The sequence below is a fragment of the Mycobacterium triplex genome, assembly GCF_000689255.1.
GTDB lineage: Bacteria > Actinomycetota > Actinomycetes > Mycobacteriales > Mycobacteriaceae > Mycobacterium > Mycobacterium triplex.
In genome coordinates this window covers 5,747,577-5,769,519 of record NZ_HG964446.1, presented here as the reverse complement: position 1 = coordinate 5,769,519, position 21,943 = coordinate 5,747,577, and the positions used below count along the sequence as shown (strand labels likewise).

Below are 21,943 nucleotides of genomic sequence, written 5' to 3'. Positions count from 1 at the left end.
GAATTAGTCAAATTTTCGAAAGGCAGCATCATGCCGTCAAAGGCGAGTGTGGCGATCGTCGGGTCGGGAAATATCAGCACCGACTTGCTATACAAGCTCCTGCGATCCGACTGGCTGGAACCGCGCTGGATGGTGGGCATCGACCCGGACAGCGAAGGCTTGGCGCGGGCGCGCAAGCTGGGCCTGGAGACCACCCACGAAGGGGTCGACTGGCTGCTCGCCCAGTCCGAGAAACCCGACCTGGTGTTCGAGGCCACCAGCGCCTACGTGCACCGGGACGCCGCGCCGAAATACGCGGCCGCCGGGATCCGGGCCATTGACCTGACGCCGGCCGCGGTGGGCCCGGCGGTCATCCCGCCGGCGAACCTGCGCCAGCACCTGGACGCGCCGAACGTCAACATGATCACCTGCGGCGGGCAGGCGACCATTCCGATCGTCTACGCGGTCAGTCGGGCGTTGGTCGACAAAGGGGGAGTGCCGTACGCCGAGATCGTGGCGTCGGTGGCGTCGGTGTCCGCCGGGCCGGGCACCCGGGCCAACATCGACGAGTTCACCAAGACCACCAGCAAGGGCGTCGAGACCATCGGTGGAGCTCAGCGGGGCAAGGCGATCATCATCTTGAACCCGGCCGATCCGCCGATGATCATGCGCGACACCATCTTCTGCGCCATCCCCGAGGACGCCGACCGCGACGCGATCGCCAAGTCCATCCACGAGGTGGTCGCCGAGGTGCAGACCTACGTGCCCGGCTACCGGCTGCTCAACGAGCCCCAGTTCGACGAGCCGTCGGTGGTCAACGGCGGCAACCACGTGGTGACGACGTTCGTCGAGGTCGAGGGCGCCGGCGATTACCTGCCGCCGTACGCCGGAAATCTCGACATCATGACGGCCGCGGCCACCAAGGTCGGCGAAGAGATCGCCAAGGAGACGCTAGCGGTCACCGGAGGTGCGCGATGACGACCGATATCTTCTTCAACCCGGTGTGGGACGTCCGGATGACGGACACGTCGCTGCGCGACGGATCCCACCACAAACGCCACCAATTCACCAAGGACGAGGTCCAGGCCATCGTCTCGGCCCTGGACGCGGCCGGGGTGCCGGTGATCGAGGTGACCCACGGCGACGGGCTGGGCGGCTCGTCGTTCAACTACGGCTTCTCCAAGACCCCCGAGCAGGAGCTGATCAAGCTCGCCGCCGAGACGGCCAAAGAAGCCAAGATCGCGTTCCTGATGCTGCCCGGCGTGGGAACCAAAGAGGACATCAAAGAAGCGCAGAACAACGGCGGGTCGATCTGCCGGATCGCCACGCACTGCACCGAGGCCGACGTGTCGATCCAGCACTTCGGGCTGGCCCGCGAGCTGGGCCTGGAAACCGTCGGGTTCCTGATGATGGCCCACACCATCCCGCCGGAGAAGCTGGCCGCGCAAGCCCGAATCATGGCCGACGCCGGTTGTCAGTGCGTCTACGTCGTCGACTCCGCCGGCGCCCTGGTACTCGACGGCGTGGCCGACCGGGTCTCGGCCCTGGTCGCCGAGCTCGGTGACGATGCGCAGGTCGGTTTCCACGGGCACGAGAACCTCGGGCTCGGCGTGGCCAACTCGGTCGAAGCCGTGCGCGCGGGTGCCAAGCAGATCGACGGCAGCGTGCGCCGGTTCGGTGCGGGCGCCGGTAACGCGCCGGTCGAGGCCCTGATCGGCGTCTTCGACAAGATCGGCGTCAAGACCGGCATCGACTTCTTCGACATCGCCGACGCCGCCGAGGACGTGGTGCGCCCGGCCATGCCGGCCGAGTGCCTGCTCGACCGCAACGCGCTGATCATGGGCTACTCGGGCGTCTACTCGAGCTTCCTCAAGCACGCCGTGCGCCAGGGCGAGCGGTACGGCGTCCCGGCTCACGAGCTGTTGCACCGGGCGGGCCAGCGCAAACTGATCGGCGGCCAGGAAGACCAGCTGATCGACATCGCGCTGGAGATCAAGCGCGAGCGCGACAGCGGCACCGCGGTCGCGCGCTGACTGCGCCGCCACACAGCGCGAGCACAGCCCGGCCACAGCCGCCGCGCGTAGCGTGGCGCGCATGAGGACGACATTCAGCACCAGCGGCGGACTGTACGGCCTGCTTGCCGGAGGGCTACTCACCGCAACCGCCGCAACGGTGATCGCGCTGCCCTTGGCGGGCGCGGCCAACGCGGATCCGTGCAATCAGACCGTCGGCCAATCCATCGACGCCTACCTGAGCCGGCATCCCGACGTGAAGGCGACGCTGTCCGCCAAGTCCCAGGCGGAGGGTGGCGGCCCGAACGTCATCGACTACCTGAATCGGCATCCGGATGTCCGGCAGCATCTGATCGACCTGTCCCAGCAGTGCACCTCGTAGCGAGCGGGCCTCGTGCTTGCACGGCGCCGTCGACGCGCTGGAATGTTCGCCATTGACGAAAAAGTAGAACACGTTCTAGCGTCTAGGCGTGTTCACTGATCCCCTAACCTCCGCGATCGCCGAGGCCGAGAAACTCGTGGCCGCCGCGCCGCACATCGAGACCGAAGCCGACCTGCTCGAGGGAATGCAATACCTGGCCGGCTGCATCTCGGCGTGCATTCATCTGGCCGTTGACTACGACCGCGACCATCCGTTCCTGCAGTCGGGAACCGGGCCGTTCACCAAGATGGCCCTCGACAACCCCGACACGCTGTACTTCGGCACCCGGGTACATGCCAACCACGAGTACGTCGTCACCGGCAGACGCGGCACCACCACCGACCTGAGCTTCCAGCTGCTCGGCGGCGAGTACACCGACGACAACGTGCCGGTCAGCCAGGCCGCCTTCGACGACCGTGAACTCGAGATTGCCGCCGACGGCAGCTTCGAGTGGCGGGTGACGCCGACCAGCCCGGGGCAGTTGGTCATTCGCGAGGTGTACGGCGACTGGGCGGCGCAGCGCGGCACGTTGGCCATTTCCCGCGTGGATACCGCGGGGACGGCGCCGCCGCCGTTGACTCGCGAGCTCATTGAGAAGCGTTATGCCACAGCGGGAAAGCAGCTGGTGCAACGGGTGAAGACCTGGCTGCAATTTCCGCAGTGGTTCTATTTGAACATCCCGGTCAACACCATGGTGGCGCCGCGGCTGACGCCGGGTGGGCTGGCGACCCAGTACTCGTCGGTGGGTCACTACGACCTGAATCCCGATCAGGCGCTGCTCATCACCATTCCGGTCAGCGATGCGCCCTACCTCGGCTTCCAGCTGGGCAGCATGTGGTACATCTCGCTGGACTACATCAACCACCAGACCTCGCTGAACAACACTCAGGCACAGGCGGATCCGGACGGCAAGGTCCGTATCGTCGTCGCCGATCAGAATCCGGGCGTGACCAACTGGGTCGAGACGCTGGGGCACCGACGCGGATATCTGCAGTTCCGCTGGCAGCGGGTGTCGCGCGAGCTGACCGACGCCGACGGCCCCACCGTCGAACTGGTCGACCTCGGTGCGGTGGCGAGCAAGTTGCCGTATTTCGACCACAACAAGATTTCCGAGGATGACTGGCGTGCACGAATTGCGCTGCGCCATCAACAAATTCAAGCAAGGATGCTGGGGTGACGATGTCAGGGATGCTCAAGAAAAAGGTAGTCGTCATCAGTGGCGTCGGACCGGGCCTCGGTACCACGCTGGCCCACCGATGTGCCCGCGACGGGGCCGACCTGGTGCTGGCGGCACGCACGGTCGAGCGGCTCGAACAGGTCGCCCAGCAACTCAAGGACGCCGGCCACCAGGCGCTGGCGGTGTCGACCGACATCACCGACGACGATCAGGTGAACAATCTCGTCGAGCAGACGATGGCGACCTACGGCAAGGTCGATGTGCTGATCAACAACGCGTTCCGGGTGCCGTCGATGAAGCCGTTGGCCGGCACCACCTTTCAGCACATCCGCGACGCCATCGAGCTGAGCGCGCTCGGGGCGCTGCGGCTGATCCAGGCCTACACGCCGGCGTTGGAAGCCTCCAAGGGATCGGTCGTCAACGTCAACTCCATGGTGCTGCGGCACTCGCAGGCCAAGTACGGCGCCTACAAGATGGCCAAGTCCGCGTTGCTGTCCATGTCGCAGTCGCTGGCCACCGAACTGGGCGAGAAGGGGATTCGCGTCAATTCGGTTGCACCGGGCTATATCTGGGGTGACACGCTGCAGGCTTACTTCAACCATCAGGCCGGCAAGTACGGCACCACGGCCGAGGAGATCTATCAGGCCACCGCGGCCAACTCCGACCTCAAGCGCCTGCCCACCGAGGATGAGGTGGCCTCGGCGATTCTGTTCATGGCCAGCGATCTGTCCAGCGGCATCACCGGGCAGACCCTGGACGTCAACTGCGGGGAGTACCACACCTAATGGCAGAACGCACCGACGTCGGCACGGTCGAGGACATGCACGCGTCGGCGACCAAGCTGGTCGGGCTCGACGACTTCGGCGTCGACGACGACAACTACCGCGAGGCCCTCGGTGTGCTACTGGAGTCCTATCGGCGTGATGCCGGCCTAACTCCGTTGGGCAGCAAGATGAATCGGTTTTTCCTGCGCGGCGCGCTGGTGGCCAGGCTGTTCTCCGAGTCCGCGTGGAAGCAGTATCCGCAGCACGCCGATGTCGCGATCGAGCGGCCGATCTTCGTCACCGGGCTGCCGCGCACCGGCACCACGATTCTGCATCGCCTACTGGGCGCGGACCCGGTCCATCAGGGCCTGCACTTGTGGCTGGCCGAGTTCCCGCAGCCGCGTCCGCCGCGCGACACCTGGGATTCAAACCCGTGGTACAGCTCGCTGAACGCGCAGTTCGAGAAGGCTCACGCGGAGAACCCGGAGTACACCGGCCTGCATTTCATGGCCGCCTACGAGCTAGAGGAGTGCTGGCAGCTGCTGCGGCAGTCGCTGCATTCGGTGTCCTACGAGACACTGTCGCATTTGCCCACCTACGCGCAGTGGCTGTCGCGGCAGGACTGGACGCCGTCGTATCAGCGGCACCGCCGCAACCTTCAGCTGATTGGGCTGAACGACGCCGAAAAGCGTTGGGTTCTCAAGAATCCCAGCCATCTGTTTGCGCTGGACGCGCTGATGGCGACCTACCCGGACGCCCTGGTGATACAGACGCACCGGCCGGTGGAAACGATCATGGCTTCGATGTGCTCGCTGGCGCAGCACACTGCCGAAGGATGGTCGACGACCTTCTCCGGGGCCCAGATCGGTGCTGACGCAATGGAAACCTGGTCGCGCGGTCTGCAGCTGTTCAACACCGCGCGCGCCAAGTACGACCCCGCCCAGTTCTGCGACGTCGACTACCACGACTTGATCGCCGATCCGCTGGGAACGGTCACCGGCGTGTACCGGCACTTCGGGCTGACGCTGACCGACGAGGCCCGAAAGGCCATGGAGGACAGCCACGCCGAGAGCCAGACCGGAGCACGCGCTCCGAAGCACAAGTACTCGCTGGCCGACTACGGACTGACCGCGGACGAGGTCAAGGAACGCTTCGCCGGGCTGTGATCAGCCCTCGATTCGTTGCGCGCCCAACCACACGCCGTCGGGGGCTCCGATCGCACCTGCTCGTTCGCGGGCCGCGGCCAGCTCGGGCGAGCCTGCGAATTGCCTTGCCGCGTCTATGTTCTGCATTTCCATGACGACGATGACGGTGTCGGGAGCGGTTCCGTCCACGTAGGTACCGGTCACCACCAGGCCGTGACGGCGCCGGATTGAGTCGAGCTCCGGATCGCGGAACACGGCGTTCCATTGATCGACGTCGGTCACTCGCTGTTTGACAAGCATGACTCCGGTCACGAGCACCTCCACACGGCGACACACGATGTCCACAGTCGTAGACATTTCCAAGCCTAGCGCGCCGACTACGCCATTGTCTACAGTCGTAGACATGAACGAGATGGCCGACGTGCCGCCGCGCCGCCGCGACGCCACTGCCACCAAAGCCCGTCTGCTGGAGGCGGCCCGTGAGCTGTTTCTCAGCCAGGGCTACACCGCGGTCGGACTACGCGAGGTGGCGGCGCGAGCAGGGGCAGACGTCACGCTGGTACGCCGTTATTTCGGCTCCAAGCAACAACTTTTCGCGGCTGCTACCGACGTCTCGGAGAACACCGAGGAGATCCGCGATGCCCCCGACGATGCGGTGGGGGAGCAGATGATCGCACGCGTCCTGGGTGCCCGCCGGGATGTCGATGCGCCCTTGTTCGCGCTGCTGCGCTCCAGCTCGGAACCGACGGTCGTCGCACGGCTGAATTCGCAACTGGACGTCGGCATCACCCGCAACCTCGCCAGGCGGATAACGGCGGACCACGCCAGGATCCGAGCCGACATGATCACCGCACTGCTATTGGGTATCGGCGTGCAGCGTGTGCTGCTGCAGAAAAGGCCGATGGCCAACGCGCGCGACGACGACATCCGAGCGGTGTTCCTCGAGGCGTTCGAGGCAATCACGAAGTTGGATCAATCCTCGTCGGGGGGCTCCAAATAGCCCTCGGCCACCGCGTGTTCGATGCTGTCGCTCAGCCGCGGGCAAGACCTGGTTCGGGCAGGGTCGCCACCGGATTCGCGGACCTCGGCGAAGTGAGCACACCGCTGCGATGCCTCGGTATTCCATTGCACCGCAGTATGTCCCGGCCCCAGCCTGCGCACGGTCACCGTGACATGGCAGAAGCGGCAATCCACCGGCTGCAGCCCCGACGTGAGGTAGCGCTGCCGGTCGGCCAGGCTGGCCTCGCGGACCGCCGCCGCCCGCTGCGGATCGTCGGTGAAATCCCTTGACTTCGACCAGGATCCCGACCCGCCATTGCGGGCCGGCTTGTCGTCATGGTCGTGGCCGTCGCCATGCAGCAGCAGCATCGATCGGGCGAGCCGATCGACGTCGGGAACCGCCGGCTGATCGTCAGACATGAGAGTCAGTGTTGTTCGGCTGGAACTTCTTCGGCCGCACGGGCTTCGGCATCCTGTGCCTTGAGGTTCTCGGCGACCTCGACGTTCCAGTGCTCGATGGCGCGCGTGGTGTCGACCTCGATCTCGAAGCGCTCCACCATCTCCGGCTCGATGTCGGCGACGTCGACGTAGAACTGTTGATACCAGCGGCGCAACTGATAAACGGCGCCGTCCTCCTCGACCAGCAGCGGATTGTCGATCCGGGTCTTGTGCTTCCAGATCTCGACGTCCTGCAGGAAGCCCTTGCTGACGCCCTCGGTGAACACCTTGGACAGCTTGTCGGTCATCTTTTCGTCCATGCCCTTGGGCTTTTCGACGATGACGCCCCACTGCAGCACGAACGAGTTCTGGGTCACCGGGTAGTGGCAGTTGATCAGAATCGACTCGGCCTTGTAACCGCCGTAGCTGTTGTGCAGCCAGTTGATCATGAAAGACGGGCCGAAGTAGGACGCTTCGGAGTCCAGGTGCGCCTCGCCGTAGGAGGTCCCCAGATCGTTGACGTCGGGGCGGCCCACGTTGTGCAGGTACTGCGAGGCGATGTGGCCCTCGAAGACGTTCTTGAAGTACGTCGGCAACCCGAAGTGGATGTAAAAGAAGTGCGCCATATCGGTGACGTTGTCGATGATGTCGCGGCAGTTGGATCCCTCGATGAGGATGCTGTTCCAGCGCCACTCGGTCCACTCGTCACTGTGGGATTCCGGGATGTCGGGAATGCGGACGGCGGGGTCCGGCGGGTTGTTCTCGTGGTCATGCCAGACGAACAGCAGGCCGCCGCGCACGTCGGTCGTCCACGACCGGGTGCGCGCGGTCTTGGGCGTGCGCTTGGCGTACGGCACCAGCTTGCAGCGGCCGTCGCCGCCCCAGCGCCAGTCGTGGAACGGGCAGGCGATCTCGTCGCCCTTGATGGTGCCCTCGGACAGATCGCCACCCATGTGCCGGCAGTAGCCGTCGAGGACCTTGATCTCCCCCTGCGAATCCGCGAAGACCACCAGCTTGGTGCCGAACGCCTGGATCGAGTGCGGCTTGCCGTCCTGGAAGTCCTTTGCGACGCCCAAGCAGTGCCAGCCGCGGGCGTATCGGGTCGGCAACGCGCCGGGATCGATTTCCCGGATGCCGACCGCCTTGGTGTCGGTACTCACCTGTCACCTCCAACTTGCTTGCCCTCTAACTAGAACACGTTACAGTTTTTAGACACGGGCGCGCAACGACAGCGGTCCTAACCACGGGATATTCATGCTGGGGTATATCTAGACGATGCCACTGTTTGCTTTCGAGGGTCGGGCACCTCGGATCGATCCGACAGCTTTCGTGGCGCCGACCGCGACCCTGATCGGCGATGTCACGGTCGAGGCCGGGGCGTCGGTCTGGTTCAACGCCGTGCTGCGCGGCGACTACGGGCCGATCGTCGTGCGGGAAGGCGCCAACGTGCAGGACGGGTCGGTGTTGCACGCGCCGCCGGGTATCCCCGTCGACATCGGGCCGGGTGCGACGGTGGCCCACATGTGCGTCATTCACGGCGTCCATGTCGGTTCTGAGGCACTGATCGCCAACCACGCCACCGTTCTCGACGGCGCGGTGATCGGTGCCCGCAGCCTGGTCGCAGCGCATTCTCTGGTCACCGCCGGCACGCAGATCCCGTCCGGCGTGCTCGTCGTCGGGTCACCGGCCCAGATCAAGGGCCCGATCGCCGGAACCGGCGCGGAGATGTGGATCAACCTGAACCCGCAGGCCTACCGCGATCTAGCACAACGGCATCTCGCCGGGCTGGAGCCGATCTAGGTCAATGCGCGAGTTCGGTCGGCTGGTATCCCGCCGCCAACTTCAGCACCCGGTTGCGGAAGTCGACCACATACACGTCGTCCTGAGGCCCGACCGCGATCCCATAGGGCGCAAAGAGATCGCCGAAAGGCAGCAAGCACAACGTGTTCGAGCCCGCGGTCAGTCGTAGCACCCGATTGTTGTTCAGGTCGGTGACGTACACGCTGTTGCTGTGGTCGATGGCCACACTGTTCGGGAAGTTCAGGCCGGTGAACGGGAGGATGACCGGGGTGGTCGTCCCCGCGGCCAGCTTCTGTACCCGGTTGTTGCCGGCGTCGGCGACGTAGATGGCGTCGGCGCTGTCCACCGCGAGATCGTAGGGCTGGTTGAGTCCGATAAACGGCACCGGAACCTGGACAGTCGAGCCGACGGGCAGTTCGAGCACCTGGTTGTTCTTGAAGTCTGCGACGTAGACGTTGCCGGCGCTGTCTGCCGTCACGCCGTGGGGCTCGGTCAGGCCGGTGAACGGAAGCTCGATCTGCGTCTTGGATCCGGCGGGGATTTCCAGCACCCGCTTGTTGTTCTCGTCGACGGCGTAGAGGTTGCCCTTGTTGTCGACCGCCAGACCGGCCGGACGGTTGAGTCCGGTGAACGGCAACTCGATCGGCGTGTTGGAGCCCGCCGGCAATTCCAGCACCCGGTTGCCGCCCGAGTCGGCGACGTACACGTTGCCCGCGCTATCCACCTCCACCCCTTCGGGATCCGCGAGGGTGAACGGCAGCACGACCGCGCCGGGGGCGGGGGGCGCAGAGCTTGACGTCACGGTCTGGGTGGACGCGGTGCTACCCGACGAGGTGCGCGCGAAAGCGAAGTATGCGGCCACGCCGAGGATCGCAACGAGGACGACGGCCGCGGCGCTCATGATCGTGAGAGAGGGCCCCGACCGCCGCCGCTGCGGTTTGGCCTTCGCAGGCGCCTCGAACTCCCAATCGTCGTCCATGCGCCGGCTCCTCAACCACCACGGTGTTCGCGACACCAGGACACTACCGCGCGGCATTCCCGACGCATAGCGAGTTCAGCTGAAAATGCCCGCTCCGCGGAAATACCGCTTAACCTCCCAGTGCTATCGGTTCGTATCCGGCCGGCAATTTGAGCACCCGGTTGTGGAAGTCGAGGACATAAACGTCACCGTTAGCGCCCACCGCCACCTCGAACGGGGCGACCAAATTCTCGAAGGGCAGCCTCGACACGGCATTTGAGCCGGCCATGAGTTTGAGCACCCGATTGTTGTTCAGATCGGTCACGTACACGTTGTTGCCATGGTCGACGGCCACGCTGTTCGGAAAGTTCAGGCCGGTGAACGGGAGCTCGACCGGGGTGGTGCTTCCGGCGGCCAGTTTCACGACCCGGTTGTTGCCGGCATCGGCGGCGTAGACGGTGTCGGCGTCGTCCACGGCAAGGTCGTATGGCTGCTTGAGCCCACCGAATGGCAACTCGGCCTGAGTATTCGAGCCCGCGGGTAATTCCAGCACCCGATTGCCATGGAAGTCGGCGACGAACACGCTGCCGCGGCTGTTCACCGCAATTCCGTGTGGTTCGTCGAGGCCGGTGAACGGCAATTCGATCTGCGTGCTGGAGCCGGCCGGTAGTTTCAGTACCCGCCGGTTGTCCTGGTCGACCACATAGAGCGCGTTACCCCCGTCCGCCGCGAGACCGCCCGGAGCCTTCAGGCCGGTGAACGGGAGCGCAATCGGGTTGTCAGAGCCGGCTTTCAGCTCCAGCACTTGGTTGCTGGCCGCGTCGGAGGCGCACACATTGCCCGCACCGTCGGCCTCCAGCCCGTCGGCGTCCACGAGCTGGAACGGCAATGCGACCTGGCGGGGTGGGGCCGGACGGCTCGGCGCTGGGGCCGGCGTCGATGCGGCGTGGGTGGCGGATGTCCGTCCGAATACCAAGTAACCGGAGACGGCGACGATCGCGACGACAACCAGGATCGCGGCGCCCACGACCACCACGACGCGCAGGCTGGGCGGCGACCGATCCGTTGCGGGCGTTCCGAACTCGACTTCGTCCATGGGAACCAGCACAATACCGCGTGACGTTGCACGCGCACAGGATGATCCAGGTGAATTCCCGGAGGACCTAGACCTTGCGGGTATTGGCCGCCGCGCGGTCCATCTCCCAATAGGCGCGCAGGGCAACGAGTTTGCCCTCGTCGTTCGCCTTGTACGTGAACACGCCTTCGGCCGTCGTCTGGTAGTCGCCCGTCGTGATCAGGATGTGGCCGACGTTGGCTTCCTCGTCGCCGCACTGGTAGGTATCGCGGAAGAAGAACTCAATCTTGGTGGTGGGGGCGATGGCCTTGTCCCAGAACGCCGAGATCGCGTCGCGGCCGCGGTGTCCCTTGCCCTCGGGGTCGAAGGCCGACGGTCCGATGGGATCCTCGACAATCGCGTCGTCGGTGAACACCGCGAGCCAGGCTTCTTTGTCCCTTGCCCCGACCGCCTCGCGCGAGCGTCGGCCGGCCTCGTGCGCGGGATGCTCGGTCACGCGCTTGCTTTTTCGGGCTTGTCCGTACCGACCACCCACATGGAGAAGTACTGCGAACCGCCGCCATAGGCGTGTCCCAATGCTTTTCGGGCGCCCGGCACCTGGTGGTCACCGCCCTTGCCCATCACCTGGATCGCCGACTCGGCGAAGCGGATCAGGCCCGAGGCGCCGATCGGGTTCGACGACAGCACACCGCCGGAGGGGTTCACCGGTAGCTTGCCGCCGATCCTGGTCTCGCCTGCCTCGGTGAGCTTCCAGCCCTCGCCCTCGGGGGCAAAGCCGAGACTTTCCAACCACATTGGCTCGAACCACGAGAATGGTACGTAGATCTCGGCGGCGTCGATCTCGTCGATCGGACTCTTGATGCCGGCCGCCTCCCACAGTGCCGCGGCCGCATCGCGGCTGGCCTGCGGGCTGACCTGGTCACGGCCCGCGAACTGCAGCGGCTCGGTGCGCAGCGCAGTGGCGTGAATCCAGGCCACCGGCTGTCCTTGCGCCAGACGGGCTTCGGCGACCTCCTCGTTGCCGATCACGACCGCGGCGGCACCGTCAGACGACGGGCAGGTCTCGTCGTAGCGGATCGGGTCCCACAGCATCGGGGAGTCCATCACCTTCTCGACGGTGATGTCGGGCTGGTGCAGGTGCGCCAGCGGGTTGCGGGCGCCGTTGAGCCGGTCCTTGACCGCGACGATGGCACCGATGTTCAACGGTGCGCCCGAGCGGCGGATGTAGGACCGCACGTGCGGGGCGAAGTACCCGCCCGCGCCGGCGCCGACCGGCTTGATGAACGGGATCGGAATCGACAACGCCCACATGGCATTTGATTCCGACTGCTTCTCCCAGGCCATCGCGAGCACGCGCTTGTACTTGCCGGACTGCACCAGGCTGGCCGCCACGATTGCGGTGGATCCACCGACCGAACCCGCGGTGTGCACCCGGATCAGCGGCTTGCCGGTAGCGCCCACGGCGTCGGCCATGAACAGCTCCGGCATCATGACACCCTCGAAGAAGTCCGGCGCCTTGCCGACCACGACCGCGTCGATGTCGTCGAAGGTAGAACCGGAGTCTTCCAGCGCACGGTCGATCGCCTCGCGCACCAGGCCGTTCATCGAGACGTCTTTGCGCTTGGCTACGTACTTGGTCTGCCCGGTACCCAGTACCGCGGCGAGGTGCGCTCCTGCACCGGCCATCAGTTCTTTCCTTCCATGACCGCGACCAGGTTCTGTTGCAGCGCGGGGCCACTGGTGGCGTGTGCCAGCACCCGATTCGCAGAACCGTCCCAGATGTGTTGTGCGGCAAATCCGATGCGCTCGAGACCGGCAGCGAACATCGGGTTGGCCGACAGCGCTCCACCGGACGGATTGACTTTCGTCTTCCCCGGGATCCGGATGGCGTCCATCAGGATCAGGTGCTGGTGGGTGAACGGCGCGTGGATTTCGGCGACGTCGAGGTTGGCGGTGGTGCCGCCGGTGGCCACCTTGGTCGCGGCTCGCGTCGACGGGGAGCCGGTGAGGTCGCGCGCACCGAGCACCGGAGTTTCGATGCGATGCTCGATTCCGGTTATCCAGGCCGGGTTTTCGCGCAGTTCGCGAGCGCGGTCGTCGGCGGCCAGCACGATGGCGGCGGCGCCGTCGGTGATCGGCGCGATGTCGTGCCGTCGCAGCGGGTCGGCGAAGAAGGGCCGATCCAGCAAGCCTTCGACATTGACCGCCGATTCCACCTTGTCGACCCGGCGGGCGTTGGTGAACGAGTCGAACGCCACACGGGCCATTTGGATTTCGGTCCACTTACCGGCGTCGAGGCCCAGGCGGGCCTGCAGTCCGGCGATCGACACCGAGTCCGGCCACAGCGGCGCGACGGTGTAGGGGTCGGTCTGCCGCGAGAGGATCTGGCGCAGGATGCCGGCCGAGGACTTGCCGAAGCCGTACACCAGCGCGGTGTCCACCTCGCCGGTCAGGATCTTGATGTAGGCCTCGTACAGGGCCCAGGCCGCGTCCATCTCGACGTGCGACTCGTTGATCGGCGGAACGGCGCCGATCGAGTCGATCGCCGAGATGAACGAAAAGGCGCGTCCGGCAAGGTAATCGGACGATCCGGAGCACCAGAAGCCGATGTCGGTCCGCGCGATGCCCAGCTCCTCGTACAGCTGGGCGAAGCACGGAATCAACATCTCGACGCCGTTGGTGGTGCCGTCGGTGCGGCGGACATGCGGGGCGTGGGCAAAGCCGACGACCGCAACATTGCGTTCGCTCATGTGCAGGTGGGCCCTTTACAGGTGGTGCTTGTAGGTGTCGTACTCGGCGTCCGGTTCACCGGTCGGCCGGAAGTACTCGATGTTGTCGATGCCGAAACCCCATTCCTCCCGGGGCTTCCACACGGCTTCCACGCGCATGCCCATTCGTACCTCGTGCGCGTCGACGTCGGCGACCAGATGCAGGAACGGGATGTCGGCGCCGTCCAGCAGCACATACGCGGCCACGTAGGGCGGCTTGATGCGCTGACCCTGGAACGGGATGTTGATGATCGCGAACGTCGTCACGGTGCCCTTGTCCGGCAGCTCGACGAAGTCGGTCGTGGGCTTACCGGTGGCCGGGTCCGCGCCGTGCGGCGGGAAATAAACCTTGCCCTTTTCGCCGGTCTTGGCGCCCAGCAGCTTGCCTTCGGCGATGGCGCGCAGGTAAGCGCTTTCCTCGTGTGAGGCGCTGTGCTGAATCGTCAACGAGACCGGCGTGACGATCATCGTGACCGGCTCCTGGTCACTAGCGGGGCCCTCGGGTTCGGCGTCCTCACCGAGCGCGAAGTACGCGATATCGGTGATGGCGCCCACGGTCTCGTCGGCCCAGTGCACGTGCACCCGCGCGCCGGTCTTGATGTTGGCCGGTTCGCCCGCGTCGACGGCGTGCAGCAACGCGGTGTCGGCCCCGTCCAGCTTGATCAGTGCCCAGGCGAACGGCCGGTCCAGCGGCTCGCCGCCCAGCGGCTCGGCCTGCCAGGTCCAGGAGACCACGGTCCCGACGGATGAGACCGGTACCATCTCGCCCAGCGGTTCATAGGTGACCGGGTCGTATTCCGCCGGTGGCACATGCACCCGGCCATCCGATCCGCGCACCCCGAGGACGCGGCGCTCACGCAGTGCGGTGAAGAACTTGCTCAGCGTGGTACCGACTGAACGGGTGTAGTCGAAGGCCAGAGTTAACGGCGCTGAGAGAGGCGGCTCGGAGTGATCGGTCGTGGTCGGGCCCGTCGAAGTGGCTGTCACGCCTTCGAGTAGAACAGGTTCTAAGAACCGTTTCAACATTGGGTTGCGGTCGGGTCCGTTCTGGCCGGGAAAGGTGCGAGAAATGAAGCTCGGTTTGCAGCTCGGATATTGGGGCGCTGGGCCGCCGGAGAACCACGGCGAGCTCGTCACCGAAGCGGAGGCCACCGGATTCGACGCCGTGTTCACCGCCGAGGCATGGGGTTCCGACGCCTACACACCGCTGGCTTGGTGGGGTTCGTCGACGCAGCGGGTGCGGCTGGGCACGTCGGTGGTTCAGCTCTCCGCGCGGACCCCGACCGCGTGCGCGATGGCCGCGCTCACCCTCGACCACCTGTCCGGTGGCCGGCACATTCTCGGGCTTGGCGTGTCCGGACCGCAGGTCGTGGAGGGCTGGTACGGCCAGTCGTTTCCGAAGCCGCTGGCCCGCACCCGTGAATACATCGACATCGTCCGACAGGTGTGGGCCCGCCAGGCGCCGGTGACCAGCGACGGCCCGCACTACCCGCTGCCGTTGAAGGAGGGGGGCCGGGGACCCGTCACCGGCCTGGGCAAGCCGCTCAAGCCGATCACCCATCCGCTGCGCGCCGACATCCCGATCATGTTGGGCGCCGAGGGACCGAAGAACGTTGCGCTGGCCGCCGAGATCTGCGACGGCTGGCTGCCGATCTTCTACACGCCCCGGATGGCCGACACCTATAACGAATGGCTGGACGAGGGCTTTGCCCGGCCGGGTGCCCGCCGCAGCCGCGAGGACTTCGAGATCTGCGCGACGGCCAACATCGTCATCACCGAGGACCGCCCCGCGGCGTTCGCGGCCATGAAGCCCTACATCGCGCTCTACATGGGCGGGATGGGCGCCGAGGACACCAACTTCCACGCCGACGTCTATCGCCGGATGGGTTACGCGGAGGTGGTCGACGACGTCACCAAGCTGTTCCGCAGCAACCAGAAGGACAAGGCCGCCGAGATCATTCCCGACGAGGTAATCGACGACGCCGCGATCGTCGGCGACGCGGACTACGTGCGTAAGCAGATCAAGGCCTGGGAGGCCGCCGGCGTCACGATGATGGTCGTCTCCGGGCGCTCTCCCGAGCAGGTCCGGGACCTCGCCGCGCTGATCTAGGCCGGGGCTTGCCCCGTCAATAGAACGGGTTCTAGATTGGCCGGATGACTGTGTCGCAGCACACCATCGCGGGCACCGTTCTCACCATGCCGGTGAGGATCCGCAAGGCAAATCAGCACATGGCGATGTTCTCGGTGGACGCCGACGCCGCGCAGCAGCTGATCGACTACAGCGGCCTGCGGGTCTGCCGCTACCTGCCCGGGCGCGCGGTCGTGGTGCTGATGCTGATGCACTACATCGACGGCGACCTGGGCCAGTACTACGAGTTCGGTACCAGCGTGATGGTCAACCCGCCGGGGTCCGACGCGAGCGGGCCACGGGCGCTGGGGTCGGCCGGCGCCTTAATCCACCACCTGCCCGTCGACCAGCCGTTCACGCTGGAGGCGGGGACGAAGATCTGGGGCTACCCGAAAGTCATGGCGGACTTCACGATTCGCGACGGGCGGCAGTTCGGGTTCGACTGCGCGATAGACGGACAACTGGTGATCGGCATGGACTTCCGTCCCGGTCTGCCGATCCGGTTGATGCCGCGACAGCAGGCGCAGCGCAGCTACTCCCACCGCGACGGGATCACCCGCGAGACCGCCTTCGAACACACCCTGGACGGCGTGCGGACCCGGCTCGGTGGCGTAAGCGTCCGGCTGGGCGATCATCCTTACGCGAAAGAGCTTGCGTCGCTTGGTCTGCCGAAGCGCGCTCTAGTGTCCAGCTCGGCTGACCACGTTCAAATGACATTCGGCGATGCCCAGGAGATCTCATGACGATGATTAAGCCCGACGTCGACTTGACCGACGGCGCTTTCTATGCCGGTGACTCCCGGTCCATCTACAAGTGGATGCGCGAGAACGAGCCGGTCTTCAGAGACCGCAACGGGCTCGCCGCGGCCTCGACGTATCAGTCCGTCATCGAGGCCGAGCGCAACCCCGAGCTGTTTTCGAATGCCGGCGGCATCCGGCCCGATCAGCCGGGCGTCGAGATGATGATCGAGATGGACGATCCGCAACATTTGTTGCGCCGCAAGCTCGTCAACTACGGCTTCACCCGCAAGCGGGTGAAGAACCTGGAGGCTTCGATTACCTCGCTGTGCGACACGCTGATCGACGCGGTGTGCGAACGCGGCGAGTGCGACTTCGTCTGGGACCTGGCCGCGCCGCTGCCGATGGCGGTCATCGGCGACATGCTCGGTGTGCGTCCCGAGGAGCGCGCGATGTTCCTCAAATGGTCCGACGATCTGGTCAGTTCCTTGAGCAGTACCGCGGCCGAGGCGGATGTCCAGGTCACGATGGAGGCCTTCGCCACCTACAGCCAATACATGATGGGCATGATCGAGGAACGCAAGAAGGAGGCGACCGACGACCTGGTGAGCGTTCTCGTGCACGCGGAGGTCGAAGGTGCGCGGCTCGAAGACCACCAGATCGTCACCGAGGTACTGCTGCTGCTGATCGGCGGCGACGAGACGACCCGGCACACGCTGTCCGGCGGCACCCGTCAGCTGCTGCTGCACCCCGATCAGCACCAGCGCCTCGCCGGCGATTTGAGCCTGCTGCCCAACGCAATCGAGGAGATGTTGCGCTGGACGGCGCCGGTGAAGAACATGGCCCGCACAATCACCGCCGACACCGAGTTCCACGGCACCCAGTTGCACGAGGGCGAGAAGATGATCCTGCTGTTCGAGTCGGCGAACTTCGACGAGAAGGTCTTCGACGACCCGGAGAGCTTCAACATCGAGCGCTACCCGAACAACCACCTCGCGTTCGGCTTCGGCACGCACTTCTGTCTGGGCAATCAGCTAGCCCGGCTGGAGCTGTCGATCATGCAGACCCGGCTCCTGCAGCGCCTGCCGGACATGCGGCTGGCGTCGGATGCCGAGTTGCCGCTGCGGCCGGCGAACTTCGTGTCCGGCCTGGAGAAGATGCCGGTCGCGTTCACCCCGAGCGCGCCGCTGGGGTAAGGCGTTGCCCCGAACGTGCAGGCTTAACCTCTTCGCCGAGCGTGCTCTGGTGGCGGGATTTAGGCGATTTTCCCGCCACCAGAGCACGTTCGGCGGGCCCAGGCCGCAGCCACACGGTGCAGAATTCCGCCCTGTGTGTCGTCGGCGGTAACCCGGATGACGATCCAGCCGAGATCGGACAGCGCTTCGTAACGCGCGATGTCCCGATTGAATTGCCTGCGATCGGTCCGGTGATGATCACCCTCGTACTCGACGGCGAGGTTGATGTCCTCCCAACCCATGTCGAGTACGGCCACGAGCTCGCCATATTGGCCGTAGACCGGTATTTGGGTCCGCGGCCGTGGGTAACCGGCGTTGATGAGCAACAGCCGCAGCCAGGTCTCGCGGGGTGACTCGGCTCCGGCGTCAACCAGCTTGAGCGCTCGCCTGGCTCGCCTGATATTGCGGTGCCCTTTGTAGCGTTCGGCGAGTAGTTCGACCTGGGCGGTGTCAAGCCTGGTAGCTCTTGCCAGCGCATCGATTGCGGCGACGGCTCTGCCGATGGGATTGCGACAAGCCAGGTCGAAGGCGGTTCGCGACGGGGTCGTTACCGACATCCCCTCGACCAGCTGTATCTCGTCGCCGGCAACTCGATCCAGCCAGGTGTGAATTCCCGGCGGCGGGCGCCGGTGTTGATACAGCAACTGCGCCGCCGCCCTGTCGTCGACCCACTTGGCGCCGTGCAGTGCCGATGCAGAGTGGCCCGCGATGACTGCGCGGCGACGTGACCACAGCCAGGCGGCGCGTGCACGCACCGCGGCGGTGAGGTCAGATCCGGACGGCACATAGACGTCGGGATAGATGGCGACGAATCGGGTGCGTAGCTCGTGGCGCGTTGCCTCGCCGGATGCCCGTGCTTCGCTGCCGAGGAATGGTGCAGTCACGCAGGAAGTGTGCCGCCCGACACCGACAGCCGCGCCGAACGTACTCTGGTGGCGGGATTTAGGCGATTTTCCCGCCACCAGAGCACGTTCGGCGAAAAAGGACGGCTACTTGTTCTGGAAGTTGGGCTTGCGCTTCTCGGCGAACGCCCGTGGGCCTTCCTTCGCGTCGTCGGACAAGAACACCTTGATACCGATCTGGGTGTCGATCTTGAAGGCGTCGTTCTCGTGCATGCCCTCGGTCTCGCGGATCGCCCGCAGAATCGCCTGCACGGCCAGCGGCCCATTGTTCTCGATCAGCTCGGCGATCTCGAGCGCCTTGGTCAGCGCCTGTCCGTCCGGCACCAGATGACCGATCAGGCCGATTTCCTTGGCCTCGGCGGCGGTGATGTGTCGGCCGGTCAGCAGCAGGTCACAGGCCACGGTGTAGGGAATCTGGCGCACCAGCCGCACCGCCGAGCCGCCCATCGGGTACAGGCTCCACTTGGCCTCGGAAATGCCGAACTTGGCGCTCTCGCCCGCGATGCGGATGTCGGTGCCCTGCAGGATCTCGGTGCCACCGGCGATCGCGGGGCCCTCGACGGCCGCGATCAGCGGCTTGGTCAGCCGACGGCCCTTGAGCAGGGCGTCGATGCGTGACGGGTCGTAGCTGCCGTCCTTGAACGAATCGCCCGGCGGCTTTTTGGTTGCTGCCTTGAGGTCCATGCCCGCGCAGAAGTAGCCACCGGCCCCGGTCAGGATGCAGCAGCGGATGTCGTCGTCGTTGTCGACGCGGTCCCAGGCCTGCACCATGATTTCCATCATTTCGGTGCTCAGCGCGTTGCGGGCGTGCGGTCGGTTCAGGGTGACGATCAGGGTGTGACCGCGCTGCTCGACGATCGCGTCGGGTCCCGTTGATTCGTTTGCTGGAGCCTGAGCCACGGCTACCGCCTTTCCCTCCACATCGAGTACGAACTTGTCAAGAAATGTAACACGTTCTAATTTGGTGGCCGTGGCCCTGAATATTGCCGATCTTGCCGAGCACGCCATCGACGCCGTGCCTGACCGTGTAGCTCTCATCTGCGGCGATCAACAGCTGACGTACGCCGAGCTGGAGGAGAAGGCCAACCGCCTCGCGCACTACCTGATCGAACAGGGTGTGAAGAAGGACGACAAGGTCGGACTTTACTGCCGCAACCGCAACGAGATCGTCATCGCGATGCTGGGCATCATCAAGGCCGGCGCCATCCTCGTCAACGTCAACTACCGCTACGTCGAGGGCGAGCTGCGCTACCTTTTCGACAACTCCGACATGGTCGCGCTGGTGCACGAACGCCAGTACTCAGACCGAGTCGCCAACGTGCTGCCCGAGACTCCGGCCGTAAAGACGATCCTCGTTGTGGAGGACGGCAGCGACAACGACTTTCAGCGCTACGGCGGCGTCGAGTTCTACTCCGCGATCGCAAATAGCTCACCGGAGCGCGACTTCGGCGAACGCAGCGCCGACGACATCTACCTGCTCTACACGGGCGGCACGACGGGCTTTCCGAAGGGCGTCATGTGGCGCCACGAGGATATCTACCGCGTGCTGTTCGGTGGAACCGACTTCGCCACCGGCGAATTCGTCAAGGATGAGTACGACCTGGCCAAGGCCGCCGCGGCCAATCCGCCGATGGTGCGCCACCCGATTCCGCCGATGATCCACGGCGCCACTCAGTCGGCCACCTGGATGTCGATCTTCTCGGGTCAAACCACCGTTCTCGCACCGGAATTCAACGCCGACGAAGTTTGGCGCACGATCCACGAGCACAAGGTGAACCTGCTGTTCTTCACCGGCGACGCGATGGCGCGACCCCTGCTGGACGCACTGCTGGCGCACCAGGACAAAGGCAACGAGTACGACCTGTCGTCGCTGTTCCTGCTCGCCTCCACCGCGGCGCTGTTCTCGCCGAGCATCAAGGAGAAGTTTCTCGAGCTGCTGCCAAACCGAGTCATCACCGACTCGATCGGGTCCTCGGAGACCGGCTTCGGCGGCACCAGCATTGTCGCCAAGGACGCCCCGCACAGCGGTGGCCCGCGGGTGACGATCGACCACCGCACCGTCGTCCTCGACGAAGACGGCAACGAGGTCAAGCCGGGCTCCGGAGTCCGCGGCTTCATCGCCAAGAAGGGCAATATTCCCCTCGGCTACTACAAGGACGAGAAGAAGACCGCCGAGACGTTCAAGACCATCAACGGTGTCCGCTACGCCATTCCCGGTGACTACGCGACCGTCGAGGAGGACGGCACCGTCACGATGCTGGGCCGCGGTTCGGTGTCGATCAACAGCGGTGGCGAGAAGATCTACCCGGAAGAGGTCGAAGCCGCGCTCAAGGGACATCCGGACGTCTTCGACGCCCTGGTGGTCGGCGTGCCCGACCCCCGCTACGGTCAGCACGTGGCGGCCGTCGTGCAGGCGCGGCCGGGGACCCGTCCGGCGCTGGCCGAACTGGACAGCTTCGTGCGCTCCGAGATCGCGGGATACAAAGTGCCACGCAGCCTTTGGCTCGTCGACGAGGTGAAGCGATCACCCGCCGGCAAGCCGGACTACCGCTGGGCCAAGGAGCAGACGGAGGCTCGTCCGGCCGACGACGTGCACGCCGCGCACGTCAGTGCGTGACGGATTTCGTCAAACAGCACGCCGGGGCGCCCGCCGGCTACTTCGGCTGGGAGGCCGCGGGGCTGCGATGGCTTGCGGCGGTCGACGGCGGCGTGCCGTGTGCGCCTATCGTGTCGGTTGACGCGACGAGCCTGACGTTGCGGCGACTCGAATCGGTGCGCCCCGACCCGGAGGCGGCGTGCGTCTTCGGCAACCGATTGGCTGCCATGCACGACGCGGGGGCCCCGGCGTTCGGCGCGGGTCCCGACGGCTGGGATGGGCCGGGCTTCTTCGGTCCGTTGTCGCGGCCTTTGCCGATGTCGCTGCGGCACCACCGTCGCTGGGGCGAGTTCTACGCCGCAGAGCGGCTGGCTCCGATGCTCGAACTCGCGGCCGCCAAGCTCGATGCGTCGGCCCGCGCCGCGATCGAGGCCGTGATGGCGCGTTGCCGTGCGGGCGATTTCGACGATGACGACCGGCCGGCCCGGCTGCACGGTGATCTGTGGGGCGGCAACGTGATGTGGACGCCGGACGGCGTGGTGCTGATCGACCCGGCCGCGCACGCCGGGCACCGCGAGAGCGACATGGCGATGCTCGCGTTGTTCGGCTGCCCGCATTACGACGCCATCATCGCGGGGTATGAGCAGGTGCGAGAGCTGCGACCCGGTTGGCGCGACCGCATCGGGCTGCACCAACTCTTCCCGCTGCTGGCGCACGTGGTGCTGTTCGGGGGCGGGCACGCCCGGCGGACCCACGCTTGCGCCCGCGCGGCGCTGGCCCTCTGACGCACGCGTCTACTGTTGAGTGGC

General features: G+C 65.7%; 24 protein-coding genes. 13 read left to right on the top strand and 11 right to left on the bottom strand.

Features of this window, described 5'->3' with window-relative positions; genetic code table 11:
- Positions 1-30 precede the first annotated feature (30 nt).
- From BN973_RS26820 to BN973_RS26795, 6 genes are all read left to right on the top strand, one after another.
- Positions 31-957, top strand: coding sequence for an acetaldehyde dehydrogenase (acetylating) (locus BN973_RS26820; protein WP_036471751.1), 927 nt, complete (start codon positions 31-33; stop codon positions 955-957).
- On the top strand, positions 954-2,012 hold the full coding sequence (gene dmpG, locus BN973_RS26815) for a 4-hydroxy-2-oxovalerate aldolase (protein ID WP_036471750.1): 1,059 nt from the start codon (positions 954-956) through the stop codon (positions 2,010-2,012). The genes BN973_RS26820 and dmpG overlap by 4 nt, the downstream gene beginning before the upstream one ends.
- A gap of 61 nt (positions 2,013-2,073) precedes the next feature.
- The gene (locus BN973_RS26810; RefSeq protein WP_036471749.1) at positions 2,074-2,373 is read left to right on the top strand and encodes a hypothetical protein; all 300 of its coding nucleotides are present in this window, start codon (positions 2,074-2,076) and stop codon (positions 2,371-2,373) included.
- Between the two features lie 88 nt (positions 2,374-2,461).
- A complete protein-coding gene (locus tag BN973_RS26805; RefSeq protein ID WP_036471748.1) occupies positions 2,462-3,589 on the top strand; it encodes a hypothetical protein in 1,128 nt (375 codons plus the stop codon).
- 2 nt (positions 3,590-3,591) lie between these two features.
- Positions 3,592-4,374: an SDR family oxidoreductase gene (locus BN973_RS26800; protein ID WP_036471747.1), complete on the top strand. Its 783-nt coding sequence runs from the start codon at positions 3,592-3,594 to the stop codon at positions 4,372-4,374.
- Positions 4,374-5,519, top strand: a complete 1,146-nt coding sequence (locus BN973_RS26795) for a sulfotransferase family protein (RefSeq protein WP_036471746.1) — start codon at positions 4,374-4,376, stop codon at positions 5,517-5,519. The genes BN973_RS26800 and BN973_RS26795 overlap by 1 nt, the downstream gene beginning before the upstream one ends.
- On the opposite strand, the gene BN973_RS26790 is transcribed toward BN973_RS26795, so the two are convergent.
- On the bottom strand, positions 5,520-5,810 hold the full coding sequence (locus tag BN973_RS26790; RefSeq protein WP_232232156.1) for a hypothetical protein: 291 nt from the start codon (positions 5,808-5,810) through the stop codon (positions 5,520-5,522).
- 100 nt (positions 5,811-5,910) lie between these two features.
- Between BN973_RS26790 and BN973_RS26785 the strand changes: the two genes are divergently transcribed.
- Entirely contained in the window at positions 5,911-6,498 is a 588-nt protein-coding gene (locus tag BN973_RS26785) for a TetR/AcrR family transcriptional regulator (RefSeq protein ID WP_232232155.1), read from the top strand.
- Here BN973_RS26785 and BN973_RS26780 read toward each other — a convergent pair.
- The gene (locus tag BN973_RS26780) at positions 6,471-6,917 is read right to left on the bottom strand and encodes a hypothetical protein (protein WP_036471744.1); all 447 of its coding nucleotides are present in this window, start codon (positions 6,915-6,917) and stop codon (positions 6,471-6,473) included. The two genes, BN973_RS26785 and BN973_RS26780, sit on opposite strands and share 28 nt — an antisense overlap.
- Before the next feature lie 5 nt (positions 6,918-6,922).
- Positions 6,923-8,095 (bottom strand): Rieske 2Fe-2S domain-containing protein, encoded by a 1,173-nt coding sequence (locus BN973_RS26775; RefSeq protein ID WP_036471743.1) that lies wholly within the window; start codon positions 8,093-8,095, stop codon positions 6,923-6,925.
- 115 nt (positions 8,096-8,210) lie between these two features.
- Between BN973_RS26775 and BN973_RS26770 the strand changes: the two genes are divergently transcribed.
- Entirely contained in the window at positions 8,211-8,735 is a 525-nt protein-coding gene (locus BN973_RS26770) for a gamma carbonic anhydrase family protein (RefSeq protein WP_036471742.1), read from the top strand.
- A 1-nt stretch (position 8,736) separates the two neighbouring features.
- Here the strand turns inward: BN973_RS26770 and BN973_RS26765 are convergent, their stop codons facing one another.
- The 6 genes from BN973_RS26765 to BN973_RS26740 form a co-directional block, all read right to left on the bottom strand.
- Positions 8,737-9,714 carry an NHL repeat-containing protein gene (locus BN973_RS26765; protein WP_085200645.1) on the bottom strand — a complete coding sequence of 326 codons (978 nt, stop codon included), beginning with the start codon at positions 9,712-9,714 and terminating at the stop codon, positions 8,737-8,739.
- A gap of 109 nt (positions 9,715-9,823) precedes the next feature.
- Complete coding sequence (locus BN973_RS26760; RefSeq protein WP_036471741.1) at positions 9,824-10,789, bottom strand: NHL repeat-containing protein; 966 nt, start codon at positions 10,787-10,789, stop codon at positions 9,824-9,826.
- Positions 10,790-10,856: 67 nt separating this feature from the next.
- Complete coding sequence (locus BN973_RS26755; RefSeq protein ID WP_036471740.1) at positions 10,857-11,264, bottom strand: nuclear transport factor 2 family protein; 408 nt, start codon at positions 11,262-11,264, stop codon at positions 10,857-10,859.
- Positions 11,261-12,454: a thiolase domain-containing protein gene (locus tag BN973_RS26750; protein WP_036471739.1), complete on the bottom strand. Its 1,194-nt coding sequence runs from the start codon at positions 12,452-12,454 to the stop codon at positions 11,261-11,263. The genes BN973_RS26755 and BN973_RS26750 overlap by 4 nt, the downstream gene beginning before the upstream one ends.
- Positions 12,454-13,518: a thiolase domain-containing protein gene (locus tag BN973_RS26745; RefSeq protein ID WP_036471738.1), complete on the bottom strand. Its 1,065-nt coding sequence runs from the start codon at positions 13,516-13,518 to the stop codon at positions 12,454-12,456. Before BN973_RS26745 ends, BN973_RS26750 begins: the two co-directional genes overlap by 1 nt.
- Before the next feature lie 15 nt (positions 13,519-13,533).
- Positions 13,534-14,523, bottom strand: coding sequence for a Zn-ribbon domain-containing OB-fold protein (locus BN973_RS26740; protein WP_036471737.1), 990 nt, complete (start codon positions 14,521-14,523; stop codon positions 13,534-13,536).
- Between the two features lie 82 nt (positions 14,524-14,605).
- Between BN973_RS26740 and BN973_RS26735 the strand changes: the two genes are divergently transcribed.
- The 3 genes from BN973_RS26735 to BN973_RS26725 are packed head-to-tail and all read left to right on the top strand — an operon-like array spanning position 14,606 to position 17,597.
- Positions 14,606-15,646: an LLM class F420-dependent oxidoreductase gene (locus BN973_RS26735; RefSeq protein WP_036471736.1), complete on the top strand. Its 1,041-nt coding sequence runs from the start codon at positions 14,606-14,608 to the stop codon at positions 15,644-15,646.
- 44 nt (positions 15,647-15,690) lie between these two features.
- Positions 15,691-16,407 (top strand): acetoacetate decarboxylase family protein, encoded by a 717-nt coding sequence (locus tag BN973_RS26730; protein WP_139830137.1) that lies wholly within the window; start codon positions 15,691-15,693, stop codon positions 16,405-16,407.
- Positions 16,404-17,597 (top strand): cytochrome P450, encoded by a 1,194-nt coding sequence (locus tag BN973_RS26725; protein WP_036471735.1) that lies wholly within the window; start codon positions 16,404-16,406, stop codon positions 17,595-17,597. Before BN973_RS26730 ends, BN973_RS26725 begins: the two co-directional genes overlap by 4 nt.
- A gap of 59 nt (positions 17,598-17,656) precedes the next feature.
- On the opposite strand, the gene BN973_RS26720 is transcribed toward BN973_RS26725, so the two are convergent.
- Both BN973_RS26720 and BN973_RS26715 read right to left on the bottom strand, forming a co-directional pair.
- Entirely contained in the window at positions 17,657-18,520 is an 864-nt protein-coding gene (locus BN973_RS26720) for a hypothetical protein (protein ID WP_036471734.1), read from the bottom strand.
- A 105-nt stretch (positions 18,521-18,625) separates the two neighbouring features.
- Positions 18,626-19,438, bottom strand: a complete 813-nt coding sequence (locus BN973_RS26715; RefSeq protein WP_036473133.1) for a crotonase/enoyl-CoA hydratase family protein — start codon at positions 19,436-19,438, stop codon at positions 18,626-18,628.
- A 64-nt stretch (positions 19,439-19,502) separates the two neighbouring features.
- Between BN973_RS26715 and BN973_RS26710 the strand changes: the two genes are divergently transcribed.
- Both BN973_RS26710 and BN973_RS26705 read left to right on the top strand, forming a co-directional pair.
- Entirely contained in the window at positions 19,503-21,155 is a 1,653-nt protein-coding gene (locus tag BN973_RS26710; protein ID WP_036473129.1) for an acyl-CoA synthetase, read from the top strand.
- Positions 21,152-21,919 carry a fructosamine kinase family protein gene (locus tag BN973_RS26705; RefSeq protein WP_036471733.1) on the top strand — a complete coding sequence of 256 codons (768 nt, stop codon included), beginning with the start codon at positions 21,152-21,154 and terminating at the stop codon, positions 21,917-21,919. Before BN973_RS26710 ends, BN973_RS26705 begins: the two co-directional genes overlap by 4 nt.
- Positions 21,920-21,943: the final 24 nt, after the last annotated feature.